Source organism: Amycolatopsis sp. NBC_01488, assembly GCF_036227105.1.
Taxonomy (GTDB): Bacteria; Actinomycetota; Actinomycetes; order Mycobacteriales; family Pseudonocardiaceae; genus Amycolatopsis.
Window position 1 is genome coordinate 8,936,396 of sequence record NZ_CP109434.1, and the last position, 16,684, is coordinate 8,953,079.

Here is a 16,684-nt window from a genome sequence, read left to right on the forward strand (position 1 = left end):
GCCGATCGGATAACTCCGCCGTGACCTCGCTGCGCCACGTCCTGGCGACGCTCGGCGAGCCGCTGGTCGAGGTCGTCGTGGCCCCGGACGGGCTGGGTGTCCCGGTCACCGACGTCGTGATCCTCGACCCCGAAGACCCCTTGGAGGCGTCCCCCGGCGACTTGGTGCTGGTCATCGGCGCGCGCGGCCGGGCGGCGGCGCCCGCGATCCGGGCGGCCGGGCGCGGCGGGGCGGCCGCGGTGGCGGTCAAGGGCGCGACGGGCGCCGACGTCGCCGCCGACGCGGGCGTCGCGCTGCTGACCGTCGGCGCGGAGGCGCGCTGGGAGCAGGTCGAGTCACTGGCGCGCGGGGTCGTCGAGGCCGCACGCGCCGGTGGCGAAGCGGCCGGCGGCGAGGTGCTCGGCGACCTGTTCGCCCTGGCCCAGACCATCGCGACGCTCACCGGCGGCCTGGTCAGCATCGAGGACACGGCCAGCCGCGTGCTCGCGTACTCGCGGGCGGGCGACGAGGTCGACGAGCTGCGGCGGCTGTCGATCCTCGGCCGCGAAGGCCCGGAACGCTACCTCGCGATGCTGCGCGAATGGGGCGTCTACCAGCGGCTTCGCGCCGGCGAAGGGATCGTCCGGATCGACGAGCGGCCCGAGCTGGGCATCCGGCGGCGCATCGCGGCGGGCATCCACGCGGGCAAGCAGCCGCTCGGCACGATCTGGGTCCAGGAGGGCGCCCAGCCGCTCACCGAACGCGCCGAGACGGCCCTGCTCGGCGCGAGCCGCGCCCTGGCGCCGCAGCTGATCCGCGCCCGCACGCTGCCCAGCCCGGAACTGCGGCTGCGGGAAGACCTCCTGGCCAGCCTGCTCGAAGGGCGGCTCGATGCGGAATCCGTCGCCGACGACATCGGCGCCGACCCGGGCCGCCCGGCGCAGGTGCTTGCGTTTTCCCTGGAGCGCTCGGACAACCGGCAGCTGCGGCGCGCCGAGCTGGTGCACCTGATCGCCGTGCACACGGCGGCCTACCGGCGCAGCGCGCTGGTGAGCGTGATCGGCGGGCGCGTCTACGCGCTGCTGCCGGACCTGCCCGAGCATGCGGACGCGGCGGTGCTGGCGCTGGCTCGCGAGATCACCGGCACGGCCCGGCGGCACCTGGACGTCCCGGTCCGGGCGGCGCTCGGCGGGGTCGTGCCGCGGTTGTCGGCCGCGGCGGCGTCGCGCGGCGACGCGGACCGCGTCCTGGCGGCGATGGCCCGCGGCCACTGGGCCGCCGACGTCGCGTCGCTGGCCGACGTCCGCGCCGAGGTGCTGCTGTCGGAGATCCTGGGTTTCCTGGGTGCGGAGCCGCGCATCCGCGACCCGCGGCTGACGTCGCTGGCGGAGCACGACGCCGAGCACGGCGGGATCCTCGTCCCGGCCGTGCTGGCCTGGCTGGACGCGTTCGGCGACGTCCGCGCGGCGGCCCGGGTGCTGAACATCCACCCCAACACGGTCCGCTACCGCGTCCGGCGTGCGGCGGAAGTGTCCGGAGTGGACTTCGACGACCCGGCCCAGCGGATCCTCACTCAGCTGCAGCTGCGGCTCTGACCCTGCTGAACGCGGTCCGGGGCCGGGCGCCCGGCCCCGGACCGCGTCGGGCTACGCCTCGACCAGGCTGAACCGGCGGCGCTCCACGTCGATGCGCTCGATGCGGACCGTCACCCGGCTGCCCTGCTCGGGCGCGGCGCCGGTCACCCACAGGCCGTGGACGCCGGGAGCGACCTCGACGAACGCGCCGAACGGCAGCACCCGCGCCACGACGCCGTCGAGCACCCCGCCCTCGGCGTGGGCCGCGACGAACTCCTGCCACTGGGACATGCGATTCACCTCCTTCCCGCGCACGTTCCGATGACGGAACGCGGGAGGCGGCGGGCCACGGGGCCGCCCGGAGGTCACGGCACAGCCGGGTACCCCGTCTGCGCACGGCTCGAGGCCGACCCGGCAGTCACCGGAAAAGCATACCTCCCGGACGCCGAAATGAACCACTGACCTGATGCACCGACACCATGAAATGAAATCACCGACGCGATGGGCGAACAATTCGCCAGGCGGTCACGAAATGGGGACGCGAAGGCGTGCGAGTTCGGCGAGAGCGGCGAAAGAATCGTGCCGCGCGGAGGGGTCGTAGACGGCGGTCGTGGCGAGGACTTCGTCGGCGCCCGCGGCCGCGACGAGCGTTCCCAGGCGGTCCTCGACTTCGGCCGGCGTGCCCCAGATCTGGCCGTCCAGGGTGGCGTCGAGGCGCCTGCGCTCGCGGTCGGTCATCGGCAGGGCCAGGACCTCCGCAGGCGACGACAGCGGCGGGAAGACGCCGTGGGAGCGCGAATACACCGTCGCCCAGGCCTCCGAGACGAGCAGGCGGCGCGCGTCCGCCGCCGAGTCCGCGACGGCGATCGCCGACGACACCACGACGTACGGCTCCCGCGCCCAATCGGACGGCCGGAACCCGTCGCGGTAGCGCGTCACGGCTTCGGCCAGCGCACGTTCGCCGCGGACGGGCGCGATCACCAGCGGCAGCCCGAGCTCCGCGGCGAGGTCGGCGCCGGACCCGGTGGCCAGCAGGAACGGCGGGACGCGCAGCCCCTCGGCGGGATAGGCGTGGACGCCCCGATACGCGGGTGCGCCCGCGAAGAACCCGAGCAGCTCCCGGACCTGCGCGCCGAAGTCGTCGGCGGCTTCCTTGCCGTGGCCCAGCGCCTCGCGGACGCCGGCGGTGAAGCCGACCGACCGGCCCAGGCCCATGTCGATGCGGCCCGGGTGAAGCGCTTCCAGCACGCCGAACTGCTCCGCGACGACCAGCGGCCGGTGGTTCGGCAGCATGACGCCGCCGGTGCCGACGCGGATCTCGCTCGTCGACGCGGCGACGGCCGCGGCCAGCACGGTCGGCGCGGACCCGGCGACGCCGGGCACGCCGTGGTGCTCGGACACCCAGAACCGGTGGTAGCCCAGCCGTTCGGCGTCGGCGGCGAACGCGACGGTGTCCCGCAGCGCCCGCGCCGTCCCGCCGGCACGCCGCACCGGAGAGCGGTCGAGCACGGAGATCCTCACCCCGGGTGCAACGCCCGGCGCGGGACGGGATTCCCGTCAGGGGCGCCAGCGCTCGCTGTAGTCCGGGTGGTCGGCGTAGGGCAGGGCCAGCAGGCGCAGCGTGAGGCACCAGTTGGAGCCGGCCTCGTCGGCGGGCACGTGGCAGGTCTCACACCAGTATTCGCTGCCGTACAGCGGAAAGCCGGGCACCTTCTCCGACACCGTGGTGCGGTGCGCGAGCAGGATCCGCCGGGTCGCCTCGATCTCGTTGATCATCTGGTTGACCGCGTCGAGGTCGAGGTCGGTCAGCCCACGGATCCGCTGCTCCACGGCGACCTTCGTCTCGCCGCGGTTCATCGCGTCGCCGGCCTTCGCCTTGTTGACGGCCTGCATGATCATCGCCTGCCGCGCGCCCACGCGCGCGGCGAGGAAAGCGATCAGGTCGTCCACCGAGGGCCTCCCTCGAACTCGCCCCTGGACATGTCTCCGGGGAGTCGTCGTTCCGGGACCGCACGTTACGCCGTCGGGGCCGGTGGTCGAGACCACACCGGCGGCCGTACGCCATTTGTGACCCGAAAGGCGACAGCGGGCAGTGGGCTGATCACTCCGCGTTTTCGGGGCGTGAGGTTTCGATTAAGCCTTTGCCGGCTTTTCCGGCGCGGAAGTGGCCCACGGCGCCCCTGTAGAACCGCGCACAGTCACTCCTCCGGGCGCGCCTTGCTCGGCTGGACCCGCTTGGGCTCCCCGGGCATCTTCGGGTAGTCCGGCGGGTACGGCATGTCCCCCAGCCCGTGGTCGCGCAGGTCGCGCTCGTACCACTCCAGCGCCTTCTCCAGGCCGAACGCCTCCGCGTCCATCCCGGCGTGCAGGTCGCCGTGGGAAGCCAGGAACGCCGGGATCGTCAGCACGTCGAAGTCGTCCGCGTCGACCTCGGGCAGGAGATCCCACGTCAGGGGCGTCGACACCGTGGCGCGCGGGGTGCCGCGGACCGACCAGCTCGACGCCACCGTCCGGTCGCGGGCCGCCTGGTTGTAGTCCAGGAACACGCGGCCGCCGCGCTCCTCCTTCCACCACGCGATCGTCGCCTTGTCCGGGATGCGGCGCCCGACCTCGCGGCCGAGCGCGATCACCGCGTGCCGGACCTCGACGAAGTCCCACTCCGGCCGGATCCGGACCAGCACGTGCACGCCGCGGCCGCCGGAGGTCTTCGGGTAGCCCGTCAGGCCCGCGTCCGCCAGCACCTCGCGGACCACCAACGCGACCTCGACGGCGTCGGCGAACCCGGCCCGGTCCGGCGGGTCGACGTCGATGCGCAGCTCGTCCGGGTGGTCGACGTCCGGACGGCGCACCGGCCACGGGTGGAAGTCGAACGTCCCCAGGTTCGCCGCCCAGGCGAAGACGGCCGGCTCGGTCGGGCACACCTCGGCCGCCTTGCGGCCCGACGGGAAGGTGATCTCGGCGGTCTCCACCCAGTCCGGCGCGCCCTTGGGCAGGCGCTTGGCGTAGAACCACTCGCCCTCGACGCCGTCGACGTAGCGCTTCAGCGTGGTCGGCCGCTCGCCGATCGCGCGCAGCAGCGGCCCGCCGACGGTGATGTAGTGCTCGACGACCTGCCGCTTGGTGATGCCGCGCTGGGGGAAGTACACCTTGTCCGGGCTCGAGACGCGGACGCTGCGCCCGCCCACCTCGTACTCGACCGGGTCACCGTGCTTGGGCATGCACGCCACGCTAGCGGTGTTCGCGCGCCCGAGCCCCCGCCAACATGCCCGGGGGCGGCGAGGGGGCCGGGCCGGGGCCCGGAAGCGAGCACCGCGGCCGGTAGGCTCGAGCGGGTGTCCGGCCGCACCAAGCTGATCGTCGCGCTCGCCGTCGTCGCCCTGTTCGCGGCGGCCGCGGTGCTGCTGCCGATCCCCGGTCCGGCCGACCTGCGCGCCTGGGCCGCCGCCACCGGGCCCGCGACGCCGCTCGTGCTGTTCGTCGCGTACTCGCTGCTCACCGTCGCGCCGATCCCGCGCACCGTGTTCAACCTGGCCGCCGGGCTGCTGGTCGGCACCGCGGCCGGGATCGCCATCGGCCTGGTCGCCACCACCGTCGCGGCCGGCCTCTCCTTCGGCCTGGCCCGGCTGCTCGGGCGCGACCTGGTCACCCGGCACCTGCACCGATCGGCCGTGAAGACCGTCAACGACCGGCTCTCCGACGGCGGCGTCCTCGCGATCACCTCGCTGCGGCTGATCCCGGTGGTGCCGTTCGCGCCGTTCAGCTACCTCTGCGGCGTGTCGTCGGTGCGGCCGGCCCCGTACCTGGCGGGTACCCTGCTCGGCAGCGTGCCCGGCACCGTCGCCGTGGTGGTCCTCGGCGACGCCCTGACCGGCGACACGCCGCCCGCGCTGCTCGCCTGCTACGGGGTGTTCGCGCTGGCCGGGGCGATCGGGCTGGTCAAGGTGTTCAAGAAACGGGCACCGGCCGAACCGGAGCCCGCCGGACCGGCTGGCTGACGCGGACAGCACCGGGCCGACCGCTACACTCGATCGGGTGCGCGAACCGGAAACGCGCTGAGCAGGGCCACCATCACCGGGAATTTCGTCAGGAGCAGTCGCCATCGACACCGGTCAGCTGATCGCGGGGCACTACCGCCTCGTCGAGCACATTGGTAGCGGTGCCATGGGAGTCGTGTGGCGCGCGACCGACGTGCGCCTCGAGCGCGACGTCGCGATCAAGCAGATCCTGCCCCAGCCGGGCGTCTCCGAGACCGAACGCGACAACATGCGCCAGCGCGCCATGCGCGAGGCGAAGAACGCGGCCCGGTTCCAGCACCCGAACGCGATCGTCGTGTTCGACATCGCCGAGCACAACGGCGACCCCTGCCTGGTGATGGAGTACCTCAACGGGCCCAGCCTCTCCACGATCCTCGCCGAGGAGGGCACGCTCCCGCTCGGCCGGATCGCCCGGATCGGCGAGCAGGTCGCGTCCGCGCTGGTGGCCGCGCACCGCGCCGGGATCGTCCACCGCGACGTCAAGCCGGGCAACATCCTCATCGACGAGACCGGCACCGCGAAGATCACCGACTTCGGCATCTCGCGCGCGGCCGGCGACATGACGCTGACGGCCACCGGCCTGATCGGCGGCACCCCCGCCTACCTGGCGCCCGAGCTGGCCCGCGGCGCCGACCCGGTGCCCAGTTCCGACGTCTTCGCCCTCGGCGCGACCCTCTACCAGGCGATCGAGGGCACCACACCGTACGGCAACACCACCAACCAGCTCGCGCTGCTCTACGCGGCGGCGAACGGCCAGATCAACCCGCCGGTGCAGGCGGGCGCGGCCACCGCGCTGCTGATGAGCCTGCTGCGCAGCGAGCCGGGCGAGCGGCCCAGCATGGCCGAGGCCCGCGAGCGGCTGGCCGCGCTGGCCCGCACCGAGCCGGGCGGCATGACGGCGTCGCCGCCGCTGCTCTCGGGCGGCGGCGGACGCAAGCCCGCCGCTCCCGCCGAGAGCGGCGACCGGCCGCCGTGGCAGCGGACCGCCCAGCCCGCGCCGCCGTCGCCGCCGGTCGGCACGCCGGTGCCGGCGGGCAAGGCGCCGTCGAACCCGCCGCGCCCGACCGCGGCGTTCATGCCGATGCGGTCCCCGGCCGCGCCGCCGAACACCCCGCCCAGACCGATGCCCGCGGCCGCGCCGACGGCCAGGGCCCCGCAGTACTCGTCGAACACCTCGAAGCCGGACAACAAGCGCAAGTACGCGATCTTCGCCGGCGCGGGCGCCGCGGTCGTCGTGATCGCGGTGATCGTTTTCCTCGTGGCGAACTCCGGGGGCAGCGGCGGCACCCAGGCCGGTCAGTCGTCGCCCAAGCCGCCGACCACGGTCTACTCGACCCCGAAGTCGCCGTCCACCGCGGCTTCCTCGACGGCCAATGTGGCTTCGAACGGCAAGGTCGAGTGGGGCCCGGCAGGTAACAAGGTCATCGACTTCTACAAGAGTGTCGGCAACCCAGCGGCGGCGTGGGCATTCCTCACACCTGACGCGCAGGCCCTCTACGGGAGTCAAGACGACTTCGCCGCGTACTGGGCCGAACACCCTCTGTCCAGCTACGGCGGCGCCAGTGCCTACAAACGAGCGAACGAACCTGACGGCTCGGTCGAAATCCAGGTCACCCTCTCGCTCAAGGGTGGAGGGTCCGCACAGAACAAGGTTCGTGTCCTCGACGCCGGCGGCGGGAACCTGATGCTGGCCGGAGACACTCGCCTCCAAACCGACTAGCCGAGGGGCCAAGCAAGCGGCAACCGCCGCCTGCGCTTCGGTCGTCAGAAGGCAGATCTGACAGCGTTTTCGGCATCACGCAGACGCGGATACCTGCGATACCGCAGGCGCGAATTCGAACCCCAATGGAGCATTGTCCATCATGATCACCATCCCCCCAATCATGATGGTATGCACCCGAGGAGGGGTTCGTGAAATTGTCAACACGCGCAAGATTTCTCGCTTTCTTCGGATTGTTGTCGACCTTCATGCTCGCCTTTACCTCCATCGCTTCAGCAAGTTCTGCCGCGTTCACACCCGAGGACAAAAACTCCTGTGTCGACCTGGGGAACGGCTACCTCTGCCTCTACATCTCGCCAGTCAATCAACAGGGTCAGATCCAGGTGACCTACGAAAAGTACGGCGGCAACCCCTTTGTCGGGCACGTGGCATGGCAGAACCCGTCAGGCAGCGTGTTCGGATCGCCCGACGTCGCGATGTCTTCCCATAACATTTATTCACAAATGTGGCCCACTTGGGTGGGCCCGGGATGCAATTACGGCGTTCTGGTCAACAAGAGCACTGGGGAAACCTTCAAAACACCTCGACTCTGCGTTTAACTGGATTCGTGTTTGCTTCTCTGAGATCGGCGATGCAGGCCCCGTACAGGGACGTGCGGCCTGCATCGCCGATCAACGTGCCCGAGCGCTCGTCGTCCCGACACCAAGGTGTGACAGCCCGGCAGCTCGACGCGAACCCCGACACCGGTCTCTGAGACTTAACGCGCCGCTGGTGGGCTGACGGGCGCGGATGGCCTACCGTGGAAGCATGGCCGACGACGGAGCTTCGCTGCCGGGCCAGAATCCTCGCTTCCACGAGGACCTGGTCGGCCTGGACCCGTACGACCCGGAGGCGCGCGCGTTCGCCGAGCACCTCGACCGGATCGAGCGATCCGGTCCCAACTACACGATCGAAGCCGCGCTGGACGGCGTGTCCGATTTCGCCGACTCCAGCAACCGCCTCGGCGGCCTCCGCTACTGGGTGTCGGCGCTCATCGTCGTGCTCATCGTGCTCGGCGTGATCGTCGCCGCATGGGACATCGTGGTGCACGCCCTGGCGTGGCTCGCGGCGTAACGTGGACCGGGTGAAAGGTATGAAACCCGTTGTCGGCGCCACCCCCCGCGTCGTGAAGTCCGAGCAGGAATGGCGGGAAGAGCTGAGCCCGGAGGAGTACGCCGTGCTCCGCCAGGCCGGCACCGAACGGCCGTTCACCGGTGAGTACACCGACACGAAGACGACCGGCGTCTACGAGTGCCGCGCGTGCGGTGCGGAGCTGTTCCGCAGCGACACGAAGTTCGAGAGCCACTGCGGCTGGCCGTCGTTCTTCGACCCGGCCGACTCCGACGCCGTGCTGCTGCGCGAAGACCGGACCATGGGCATGAAGCGGATCGAGGTGCTCTGCGGCTCCTGCCACAGCCACCTCGGGCACGTCTTCGAGGGCGAGGGCTACGCCACCCCGACCGACCAGCGCTACTGCATCAACTCGATTTCCCTGAAACTGGTACCCCAGTCCTAAATCCTTCTTAAGCCGGCAACCCACCGCCCTTCCTCGAACGTAGTCTCCGCACACGGACGAGGGAGGGCGGCGTCATGACCGACACCTGGGGCATTCCCGGACCGCTGTTCACGGGCCTCTACCTGGGCCTCCTGCTCCTACCGGCGGCCTTCGCCGCGGTACGCGCGAAGCTGCTGCAGCGCGGCCGCGCGGGCGGCGCGCCCGAACGGCCCGAAGAGCTGGCACTGCTGACCGGCGGGCGCACGCGCGCCGGGGAATTCGTCGTCGCCCAGCTGCTGGACCGCCAGGTGATCCGGATGGACGGCACCGGGCGCGTGCACCGTGTCCGCGGCAGCGCGCCGGACGACCTGGGCCGCGCCGCGCTGGCCCGGATCGGGAAGACCGGCGCCGCCGTCGACTCGGTGCGCCGCGAGGTGTGCCACCACCCGGCACTGGTCGACCTGGAGCACGGGCTGATCGCCCGCGGCCTGCTCGTCGACGCTCGGAAGGTGCGCCTGAACTGGGTGTTCACTGCCGCGGCGTACTGGGTGCTGGCTGTGCTCGGCGTGGTCCGGCTGATCGCCGGCAGCTCCACCGGCCACCCCGTCGGCTTCCTGCTGGGCCTGCTGGTGCTCAACGCCGTCGCGGCCGTCTTCAGCACGGTCCGCGCCGCGAACGCGCCCGAGGTCAAGGCCACCGCCGCCGGTCGCGCCGCGGCCCACGAGGCCGGGCGCATCGGCTCGCTGGCCTCCGGTCCGGCGGGCGCGGTCGCGGCCGGCGGGTTCGGCAGCCACCCCGACAAGGACGTCCGGCTCGCCGTCAGCCGTTCGACCGTCGTGTCGGCCACCCGCGCCTACCGTCCTCGCACCAGCCGCTGGGCCGCGGCCGGTGGCGGCGGGTTCGTCGGCTACTCCGGCGGTAGCTCGTGCGGTGGCGGCGGCAGCTCCTGCGGCGGCGGGGGCGGCGGCTGCGGAGGAGGGGGCGGCGGGGGCTGCGGCGGTTGAAACGCCGCCGCGAGCGCGTACGTCTCACAGCTACGGTAACCGCAACTCACTGAGGGGAGACGGGCGATGGACGACCCGTGGGGCATCTCCGGACCGGATTTCGTGGTCCTCTACATCGCGCTGCTCGGCGCGGCGCTGCTGGTCAGGCTCATCGTGTCCGCGGTCGTCGCGAGCCGCGCGCTGCGGGCGGACCCCGTGCAGCCCGGGCCGCCGCCGACCGTCTACCAGCTCGCGTTCCTCGCGGGCGGCCCCGACCGGGCCGTCGATGCGGCGATCGCGGCGCTGGTGGAGCGCGGCCAGCTGCGCGTCAACAGCTACAAGCAGGTCAGCCAGGCCGGGACGCGACCGATCGAGCCGCTGGAGCGGGCGGTCGCCGACGTCGCGCAGCTGAAGACGACCGCGACGATCCGGGCGCAGGTCCGCGGCTCGGCCGCGATGCGTGCCCTGGAGGAGGGCCTCGAGCAGCGGGGCCTGCTCGTGCCGGCGGCCGCGAAGCGGCAGGCCCGGACGTTCGGGCTCGTCCTGCAGCTGGCCGTGCTGGTCCTCGGCGTGGCGCGGCTGGTCAACGGCATCTCGCTGGGGCGCCCGGTCGGCATCCTGGTGTTCCTGGTGCTGATCGCGGCCGTGCTGACGTTCGTGGCCGCGGTCCGGCGGTCGAAGACCGGGGCCCGGCAGCCGTCCGCGGCCGGGCAGCGCTTGCTCGGCCAGGCGCGGTCCGCGTCGAGCGGCCCGGTGCCGGCCGGGATGCTGGCGGGCGGTGTCCTGCTCGGCGGCGCGGCGGCCGCGGTCGCCCTGGGTGGCTGGTCGATGTACCCGGACGAGGAGATCAGCGCGGCGCTGACCCCGCCGATGACGTCCTTCGGCGGCGGTGGCTCGTCGGGCGGGTCGTCGTGCTCGAGTTCGTCGTGCAGCAGCGGGTCTTCGTGCGGTGGCGGCGGTGGCTGCGGCGGAGGTGGCTGCGGTGGGTGAGCTCGGCATCGGGATCGGCTGGCGGCACGAGCTGGACCTGTCCATCGCCCGCCTGCCCGGCGTCGACTGGGTGGAGGTGGTCGCGGAGAACCTGCACGCCGACCACCTCCCCGAGACGCTCGTCGCGCTGCGGAAGCGGGGACTCCCGGTGCTGCCCCACGCCGTGTCCCTGTCGCTGGGGGGCGCGGAGCCGCTCGACACCGGGCGCGTCCAGCACCTCGCGGAGGTCGCGCGGGCCCTGGACGCGCCCCTGGTCAGCGACCACGTGTGCTTCGTGCGCGCGGGCGGGCTCGACTCGGGCCACCTGATGCCGCTCCCCCGCACCCGCGAAGCCCTCGACGTGCTGGTGGCCAACGTCCGGCTCGCGCAGTCCATTGTGGACGTTCCGCTCGCGCTGGAGAACATCGCGGCGGTGCTGGACTGGCCGTCCTCGGAGCTGACCGAGGAGCAGTTCCTCACCGAGCTGACCGAGCGGACGGACTGCCGGCTGATCATCGACGTCGCGAACCTGTACGCCAACGCCCGCAACATCGGCACCGACCCGGAGGCGTTCCTCGACGGCATCCCGTGGGAGCGCCTGGCGTACGTGCACATGGCGGGCGGCACCGAGCGCGACGGCGTCTACCACGACACGCACGCGCACCCGGTGCTGCCGGAGGTCCTGGCGTTGCTGACGGAACTGCGCCGCCGCACGGACCCGCCGGGCGTGCTCCTGGAGCGCGACGACGACTACCCGACCGACGACGAACTCGCCGCGGAGCTGGCGGCGTTGCGAGCGGCGGTGACGGTGTGAGCCGCGCCGACCTGGCCGGTCGGCAGGCGGAACTGCTCCAAGCCCTGCTGGCGGACGGCCCGCCACCATCGGGCTTCGACGCTTCGCGGCTTCGCGTGGAGGCCCAGGTCCTGCGCCGAAAGCACGGGCGGGTCCTGGCGTATCAGCGGCCGGAACTGGCGGAAGCACTCGGAGAGCGGTTCGGGCCGCTGTTCGCGGAGTTCACCACGGTGCGGCCGAAGCGGGACACCGAGCGGTCGGGGGCTTACGCGGACGCGTTCGTGACGTGGCTGATCGAGGGTGGGCACCTGCCGAAGCCCAAGCGGGGACTGGTTTCCCGGCTTCGGCGCCGCTAGTCCACACGCCCGCCGTGATGTGGACAACCGGGTTCTGCGGAGCCAGATTGTCGGGCACCGCCGGTAAACTGGTTGCGGGGGCAGCCCCCGGGAAGGGCGGGCCGTGCCGAGCGGGCCGTTTCCCGGCTTCGGCGCCGTTAAGGCGTCCAGGTCGGTTTGTCGACTCCCGGCAGCCGGGTCCCGAAGTCCCAGTGCGGCTCCGCTCCCGGCAACCCGCCCGCCACCCGGACGCGTGTCAACCGGCCGTAGCCGCTGTCCACGTCCTCCAGCAGGTCGCCGAAATCGACGTCCGAACGCGCGGAATCCTTGCGGCCCAGGGAATCCAGCCAGTGGCCCGTGCCCGCCAGGGACAGCCGGGCCCGCCATGTGCCGCCGTCGGTGGTCTGGCGGCGTAGGGCCGTCATGATCGCCGCCGCTGCCAGCCAGCCCGTTCCGTGGTCCAGGGCCTGGACCGGGAGCGGCGACGGGTCGCCGTCGGGACCGAACGCGATGCCGTTCGACATCTGCACCAGGCTGTCGAACCCGCGCCGGCGCGCCCACGGGCCTTCCCAGCCGTACGCGCTCAAGTCCGCGATCACCAAGCCCGGCCGCAGGGTCGCCAGCTCCGAAGGCCCGAAACCGATCCGCTCCAGCGCGCCCGGCCGGAACGACTGCACCAGCACGTCCGCCCGGCTGATCAGCTTCTTCAGCCGCGCGCGGCCGCCCTCGGTGTCCAGCGCGACGAACGTCGACCGCTTGCCCTGGCCGGTGTCGCGCACCAGCGTCTCGACGCGCGGCAGGTGCGCCGCCCCCACGTGCAGGACGTCGGCGCCGTGCGCGGCCAGCACCCGGCCGGCCACCGGGCCGGCGAGGACGTGCGTCAGCTCCAGGATCCGGACGCCACCCAGCGGACGGTCCGAGTAGAACAACGTCCGCTTCGGCGCTTCGCCGATCGGCGCCAGGTCCACCAAGGGCAGCGAAGCCACGGCCGAACCCTGCGGGTGCGCGGCCCACTCCTCCGGCGAACGCAGCTGGGCCGCCGCTCCCCCGGCGCTGACGACGGCGTGCTCGACCTCGCGCGCGCCGCGGCCGGCGACGGCCTTGGTCACCGCGTCGCGGCTGCCGGGGACGCCGAGTCCCCAGCACACCGCCGCTTCGTGCTTCGGGTAGTTGCAGTGCAGGCGCACCCAGCCGTCGGCCGTGCGGTAGTTGCCCGACAACGGTGCCCAGACCGATTCGGGCTCGGCACCCTCGACGCGCGAGAGCCCTTCGCTCGCGAACGCCGCCGCCGCGTGGCGGGTGTCCGCCGTGACGACGCCGGGCTCGATCCCGCGCAGCTTCAGCATCTCCGCCGCGGCCAGCGTCGCGGCGGCGATCGTCGCCCGCGCGGCGGCCGCCACCCGGTACGGGCCGGGCAGCACGTCTTCGGTGCCGGTCAGCTCGACCGGTCCCGGCGCTTCCCCGGTGAGGGTGCGCCAGACGCCGTCCAGGATCTCCGGCACAGCGTTCTCGGGCACAGTGGTCTCGGGCACTACGGCAGAGCCGCGACGAGCTCGGCGGCCGGCACGCGGGTACCGGTGTAGAACGGGATCTCCTCGCGCACGTGCAGCCGCGCCTCGGTGCCGCGCAGGTGCCGCATCAGGTCGACGATCCGGTGCAGCTCGTCCGCCTCGAACGCGAGGATCCACTCGTAGTCGCCCAGCGCGAAGGACGCGACGGTGTTGGCGCGCACGTCCGGGTAGTCGCGGGCTTCCTTGCCGTGGTCGGCGAGCATCTTGCGGCGGTCGGCGTCCGGCAGCAGGTACCACTCGTAGGAGCGCACGAACGGGTAGACGCAGATGAACTTGCGCGCCTCTTCGCCGGCGAGGAAGGCCGGGATGTGGCTCTTGTTGAACTCGGCGGGCCGGTGCAGCGCGGTCTGGCTCCAGACCGGGGTCGACGCGCGCCCGAGCGGGGTCCGGCGGAAGCCGGAGTAGGCCGCCTGGACCTGCTCGATCTCCTCGGCGTGCCACCAGATCATGAAGTCGGCGTCGGCACGCAGGCCGGACAGGTCGTAGACACCCCGGACGACGACGCCCTTGGCCTCGAGACCGTCGAGGTACTCGGCCGTCTCGCGACCGGCGGCCCCGCGGTCTTCGCCCAGCCGGCCGGGCTCGATCCGGAAGACCGACCAGGTCGTGTAGCGGATGGTGTCGTTGAGCTCGTTGTAGTTGACCCGCGCCATGCTTCCATCCTGTCACCGCGGCGACGCGAGCGCCGCCACGGGTCAGGTGAGAGCACTCACGAAGCGAGGTGAGCGGCGATCCGCTGCGCGGCCGCCTCGGCCGTCGCGACGCACGCCGGCAGCCCGACGCCGTGCAGCGTCGCGCCCGCCACGGCCAGCCCCGGCACCTCGGCGATCGCCTTCTCGATCCGCTCCACGCGCTCCAGGTGCCCCGTGCCGTACTGCGGCAGCCCGCCGCCCCAGCGCGTCACCAGCGTCTCGACCGGCGACGCCGTCACGCCGGTCAGCCGCGCGAGGTCGTCGCGGACGACGCGGACCAGCTCGACGTCGTCGGCCTGCAGCGCGCCCAGCTCGCCGAAGCGCCCGACCGAGCCGCGGACCAGCACCGGGCCGGCGCCGAAGTGCGCCCACTTGCGCGAAGAGAACGTGAACGCCTTCGCCGCGTACGGCTTGCCCGAGGAATCGGCTTCGCCGGCGCCGATGAGGATGCCCGACGCGTCGGGCAGCCGGGTGCCGGGCGGCAGGGCCAGCGCCACCACGGCCATCGACGCCAGCTCGACCTCGCCGAACGCCGCCGACGCCGCGGGCACCAGCTCCGCCAGCAGGCGCCGGGCCGAGGGCGCCGGCACCGCGAGCACCACCGCGTCGACCTCGATCGTGTTGTCCGCGGGCGCGTGCGCGGTGGGGTTCGCGCCGATCCGCAGCCGCCAGCCCGTGCCGTGCCGTTCGACGTCGCAGACCGGCAGCCCGGTCCGCAGCTCCGCGCCGGACAGCTCGGTGAGCCGGTCGATCACCGTGCCCAGGCCGCCCGGGACCGTGCCGAACACTGGCGCCGAACCGGGCGATGCGGGCAGCTGCGCCTTCGCCGCCGCCGTCAGCGACCCGGCGCCCGCCGCCACGGCCGCGGCCAGGCCGGGCATGGTCGCGCGCAGGCCGAGTCCGTCGGCCCCGCCCGCGTAGACGCCGCCGAGCAGCGGGTCGACGAGCCGGTCGACCAGCTCGTCGCCGAACCGCTCGCGCAGCAGCGGCCCGAGCGGCAGGTCCCCGCTCGGCAGCCGCAGCTCGGGCAGCGACGGCTCGGCCGCCACGGCCCGCCGTCCCGCCTCCGACAGCACCCCGGCCACCGACTCCGCCGACGCCGGGACGCCCATCACGGTGCCCGGCGGCAGGCCGGTGACGCTGCCGCCGGCGTGGATCTTCGCACGGGCCTTCGTCGGGTGCACGACGTCGAGGCCCAGCTCGCGGACCAGTCCCAGCATCTCGGGACGGCGGACGAGGAACGCCTCCGCGCCGACGTCGTAGGGGACGCCGGCCAGCTCGGTCGTGCGCAGCTTCCCGCCGGGCGTCTTCGTCTTCTCGAACACGACGATCTCGACGCTCGCACCGAGCAGGCGCCGCAACCGGTACGCCGCGGTCAGTCCGGAAATGCCGCCCCCGACGACCGCGACGCGCTTCACAGCTCGTGCACCAGCCCGACCACGCGCGTCAGCACCTCGGGGTCGACGCCCGGCAGCACGCCGTGGCCCAGGTTGAAGATGTGGCCGTCGGCCGCGCGGCCCTCTTCGACGATCCGGCGGACCTCGGCTTCGAGGACCGGCCAGGACGCGTGCAGCAGCGCGGGGTCGAGGTTGCCCTGCACGACGGCCTTGCCGCCGAGCCGCCGGACGGCCTCGTCGAGGGGGATCCGCCAGTCGACGCCGACGACGTCCGCGCCCGCGTCGCGCATGGCCGGCAGCAGCTCGCCGGTGCCGACGCCGAAGTGGATCCGCGGCACGCCGTACGCGGCGACGCCGTCGAGGACCTTCGCCGAATGCGGCAGCACGAACTCGCGGTAGTCCCGCTCGGACAGCGCGCCCGCCCACGAGTCGAACAGCTGGACCGCGTCGACGCCGGCGTCGAGCTGCGCGCGCAGGAACGTCAGCGCGATGTCGGCCAGGCGGCCGGCCAGCTCGTGCCAGACGTCCGGCGCCGAGTGCATCAGCGCCTTGGTGTGCTCGTGGTTGCGGCTCGGCCCGCCTTCGATGAGGTAGCTGGCCAGCGTGAACGGCGCGCCGGCGAAGCCGATCAGCGGCGTCCCCCCGAGCCGCTCGACGAGCAGCTCGACGCCGGCGGCGACGTTCGCGACCTGGTCCGGCTCCAGCTCCGGCAGCGCCCGCACGGCGGCGAGGTCGCGGATCGGCGCGTCGACGACCGGGCCGGTGCCGGGAACGATGTCGATCGCGACGCCGGCGGCCTTGAGCGGCACGACGATGTCGCTGAAGAGGATGGCCGCGTCGACGCCGTGCCGCCGCACCGGCTGCACCGTGATTTCGGCGAGCATCTCGGGGTCGAAGCAGGCGTCGAGCATCGGCACGCCTTCGCGCAGCGCGCGGTACTCGGGCAGCGAGCGGCCGGCCTGGCGCATGAACCAGACCGGGGTGCGGGCCGGGCGTTCGCCGCGTGCGGCGGCCAGGAACGGGGCTTCGGGCAGCTCACGGCGGCCCGGCGTGGTGGCCTGCCGCGGCAGGGGCGTGGTCGGAGACATCGCCGTCAATCGTGC

18 protein-coding genes are annotated in these 16,684 nt (G+C 73.1%); 10 read left to right on the forward strand and 8 right to left on the reverse strand.

From position 1 onward, the window contains the following. The first annotated feature begins 20 nt into the window (after window positions 1–20). Window positions 21–1,574: a PucR family transcriptional regulator gene (locus OG738_RS41980; protein ID WP_329049460.1), complete on the forward strand. Its 1,554-nt coding sequence runs from the start codon at window positions 21–23 to the stop codon at window positions 1,572–1,574. A 51-nt stretch (window positions 1,575–1,625) separates the two neighbouring features. Here the strand turns inward: OG738_RS41980 and OG738_RS41985 are convergent, their stop codons facing one another. From OG738_RS41985 to OG738_RS42000, 4 genes are all read right to left on the reverse strand, one after another. After that, complete coding sequence (locus tag OG738_RS41985) at window positions 1,626–1,844, reverse strand: hypothetical protein (protein ID WP_329049462.1); 219 nt, start codon at window positions 1,842–1,844, stop codon at window positions 1,626–1,628. 234 nt (window positions 1,845–2,078) lie between these two features. Then, entirely contained in the window at window positions 2,079–3,062 is a 984-nt protein-coding gene (locus OG738_RS41990; protein WP_329049464.1) for an LLM class flavin-dependent oxidoreductase, read from the reverse strand. A gap of 48 nt (window positions 3,063–3,110) precedes the next feature. Beyond that, window positions 3,111–3,503, reverse strand: coding sequence for a DUF6221 family protein (locus OG738_RS41995; protein ID WP_329049466.1), 393 nt, complete (start codon window positions 3,501–3,503; stop codon window positions 3,111–3,113). 248 nt (window positions 3,504–3,751) lie between these two features. Beyond that, window positions 3,752–4,771 carry a DNA polymerase domain-containing protein gene (locus OG738_RS42000; protein WP_329049467.1) on the reverse strand — a complete coding sequence of 340 codons (1,020 nt, stop codon included), beginning with the start codon at window positions 4,769–4,771 and terminating at the stop codon, window positions 3,752–3,754. A 114-nt stretch (window positions 4,772–4,885) separates the two neighbouring features. On the opposite strand from OG738_RS42000, the gene OG738_RS42005 reads away from it, so the two are divergent. From OG738_RS42005 to OG738_RS42045, 9 genes are all read left to right on the forward strand, one after another. Then, window positions 4,886–5,548 carry a TVP38/TMEM64 family protein gene (locus OG738_RS42005; RefSeq protein WP_329049468.1) on the forward strand — a complete coding sequence of 221 codons (663 nt, stop codon included), beginning with the start codon at window positions 4,886–4,888 and terminating at the stop codon, window positions 5,546–5,548. A gap of 166 nt (window positions 5,549–5,714) precedes the next feature. Next, window positions 5,715–7,307, forward strand: coding sequence for a protein kinase domain-containing protein (locus OG738_RS42010; RefSeq protein ID WP_442875846.1), 1,593 nt, complete (start codon window positions 5,715–5,717; stop codon window positions 7,305–7,307). A 191-nt stretch (window positions 7,308–7,498) separates the two neighbouring features. Beyond that, window positions 7,499–7,906 carry a hypothetical protein gene (locus OG738_RS42015; protein ID WP_329049470.1) on the forward strand — a complete coding sequence of 136 codons (408 nt, stop codon included), beginning with the start codon at window positions 7,499–7,501 and terminating at the stop codon, window positions 7,904–7,906. A gap of 208 nt (window positions 7,907–8,114) precedes the next feature. Next, complete coding sequence (locus OG738_RS42020) at window positions 8,115–8,420, forward strand: hypothetical protein (protein WP_285994244.1); 306 nt, start codon at window positions 8,115–8,117, stop codon at window positions 8,418–8,420. A 19-nt stretch (window positions 8,421–8,439) separates the two neighbouring features. Then, on the forward strand, window positions 8,440–8,862 hold the full coding sequence (msrB, locus tag OG738_RS42025) for a peptide-methionine (R)-S-oxide reductase MsrB (RefSeq protein ID WP_329049474.1): 423 nt from the start codon (window positions 8,440–8,442) through the stop codon (window positions 8,860–8,862). 74 nt (window positions 8,863–8,936) lie between these two features. Beyond that, window positions 8,937–9,845 (forward strand): TIGR04222 domain-containing membrane protein, encoded by a 909-nt coding sequence (locus OG738_RS42030; protein WP_329049475.1) that lies wholly within the window; start codon window positions 8,937–8,939, stop codon window positions 9,843–9,845. A gap of 66 nt (window positions 9,846–9,911) precedes the next feature. Next, window positions 9,912–10,814 carry a TIGR04222 domain-containing membrane protein gene (locus OG738_RS42035; protein WP_329049476.1) on the forward strand — a complete coding sequence of 301 codons (903 nt, stop codon included), beginning with the start codon at window positions 9,912–9,914 and terminating at the stop codon, window positions 10,812–10,814. After that, complete coding sequence (locus OG738_RS42040) at window positions 10,807–11,607, forward strand: DUF692 domain-containing protein (protein ID WP_329049477.1); 801 nt, start codon at window positions 10,807–10,809, stop codon at window positions 11,605–11,607. Before OG738_RS42035 ends, OG738_RS42040 begins: the two co-directional genes overlap by 8 nt. Then, complete coding sequence (locus tag OG738_RS42045) at window positions 11,604–11,942, forward strand: hypothetical protein (protein ID WP_329049479.1); 339 nt, start codon at window positions 11,604–11,606, stop codon at window positions 11,940–11,942. The genes OG738_RS42040 and OG738_RS42045 overlap by 4 nt, the downstream gene beginning before the upstream one ends. A 137-nt stretch (window positions 11,943–12,079) precedes the next feature. On the opposite strand, the gene OG738_RS42050 is transcribed toward OG738_RS42045, so the two are convergent. Genes OG738_RS42050 through hemE form a run of 4 tightly spaced genes read right to left on the reverse strand, consistent with a single transcriptional unit; the run spans window position 12,080 to window position 16,669 of the window. Beyond that, the gene (locus OG738_RS42050) at window positions 12,080–13,438 is read right to left on the reverse strand and encodes a CoA transferase (RefSeq protein WP_442875847.1); all 1,359 of its coding nucleotides are present in this window, start codon (window positions 13,436–13,438) and stop codon (window positions 12,080–12,082) included. Window positions 13,439–13,452: 14 nt separating this feature from the next. Continuing rightward, window positions 13,453–14,145: a hydrogen peroxide-dependent heme synthase gene (gene hemQ, locus OG738_RS42055; RefSeq protein ID WP_329049480.1), complete on the reverse strand. Its 693-nt coding sequence runs from the start codon at window positions 14,143–14,145 to the stop codon at window positions 13,453–13,455. Between the two features lie 56 nt (window positions 14,146–14,201). Continuing rightward, window positions 14,202–15,602 carry a protoporphyrinogen oxidase gene (gene hemG / locus OG738_RS42060; RefSeq protein ID WP_329049482.1) on the reverse strand — a complete coding sequence of 467 codons (1,401 nt, stop codon included), beginning with the start codon at window positions 15,600–15,602 and terminating at the stop codon, window positions 14,202–14,204. Further along, window positions 15,599–16,669, reverse strand: coding sequence for a uroporphyrinogen decarboxylase (gene hemE, locus OG738_RS42065; RefSeq protein WP_329049484.1), 1,071 nt, complete (start codon window positions 16,667–16,669; stop codon window positions 15,599–15,601). Before hemE ends, hemG begins: the two co-directional genes overlap by 4 nt. Window positions 16,670–16,684 lie beyond the last annotated feature (15 nt).

Excerpts from the sequence above, each read along its gene's own strand:
- hemQ (WP_329049480.1), bottom strand. The coding sequence starts at position 14,145 with ATGGCGCGGGTCAACTACAACGAGCTCAACGACACCATCCGCTACACG.
- OG738_RS41985 (WP_329049462.1), bottom strand. The coding sequence starts at position 1,844 with ATGTCCCAGTGGCAGGAGTTCGTCGCGGCCCACGCCGAGGGCGGGGTG.
- OG738_RS42035 (WP_329049476.1), top strand. The coding sequence starts at position 9,912 with ATGGACGACCCGTGGGGCATCTCCGGACCGGATTTCGTGGTCCTCTAC.
- msrB (WP_329049474.1), top strand. The coding sequence starts at position 8,440 with ATGAAACCCGTTGTCGGCGCCACCCCCCGCGTCGTGAAGTCCGAGCAG.
- OG738_RS42030 (WP_329049475.1), top strand. The coding sequence starts at position 8,937 with ATGACCGACACCTGGGGCATTCCCGGACCGCTGTTCACGGGCCTCTAC.
- OG738_RS42010 (WP_442875846.1), top strand. The coding sequence starts at position 5,715 with ATGGGAGTCGTGTGGCGCGCGACCGACGTGCGCCTCGAGCGCGACGTC.
- hemE (WP_329049484.1), bottom strand. The coding sequence starts at position 16,669 with ATGTCTCCGACCACGCCCCTGCCGCGGCAGGCCACCACGCCGGGCCGC.
- OG738_RS42020 (WP_285994244.1), top strand. The coding sequence starts at position 8,115 with ATGGCCGACGACGGAGCTTCGCTGCCGGGCCAGAATCCTCGCTTCCAC.
- OG738_RS42000 (WP_329049467.1), bottom strand. The coding sequence starts at position 4,771 with ATGCCCAAGCACGGTGACCCGGTCGAGTACGAGGTGGGCGGGCGCAGC.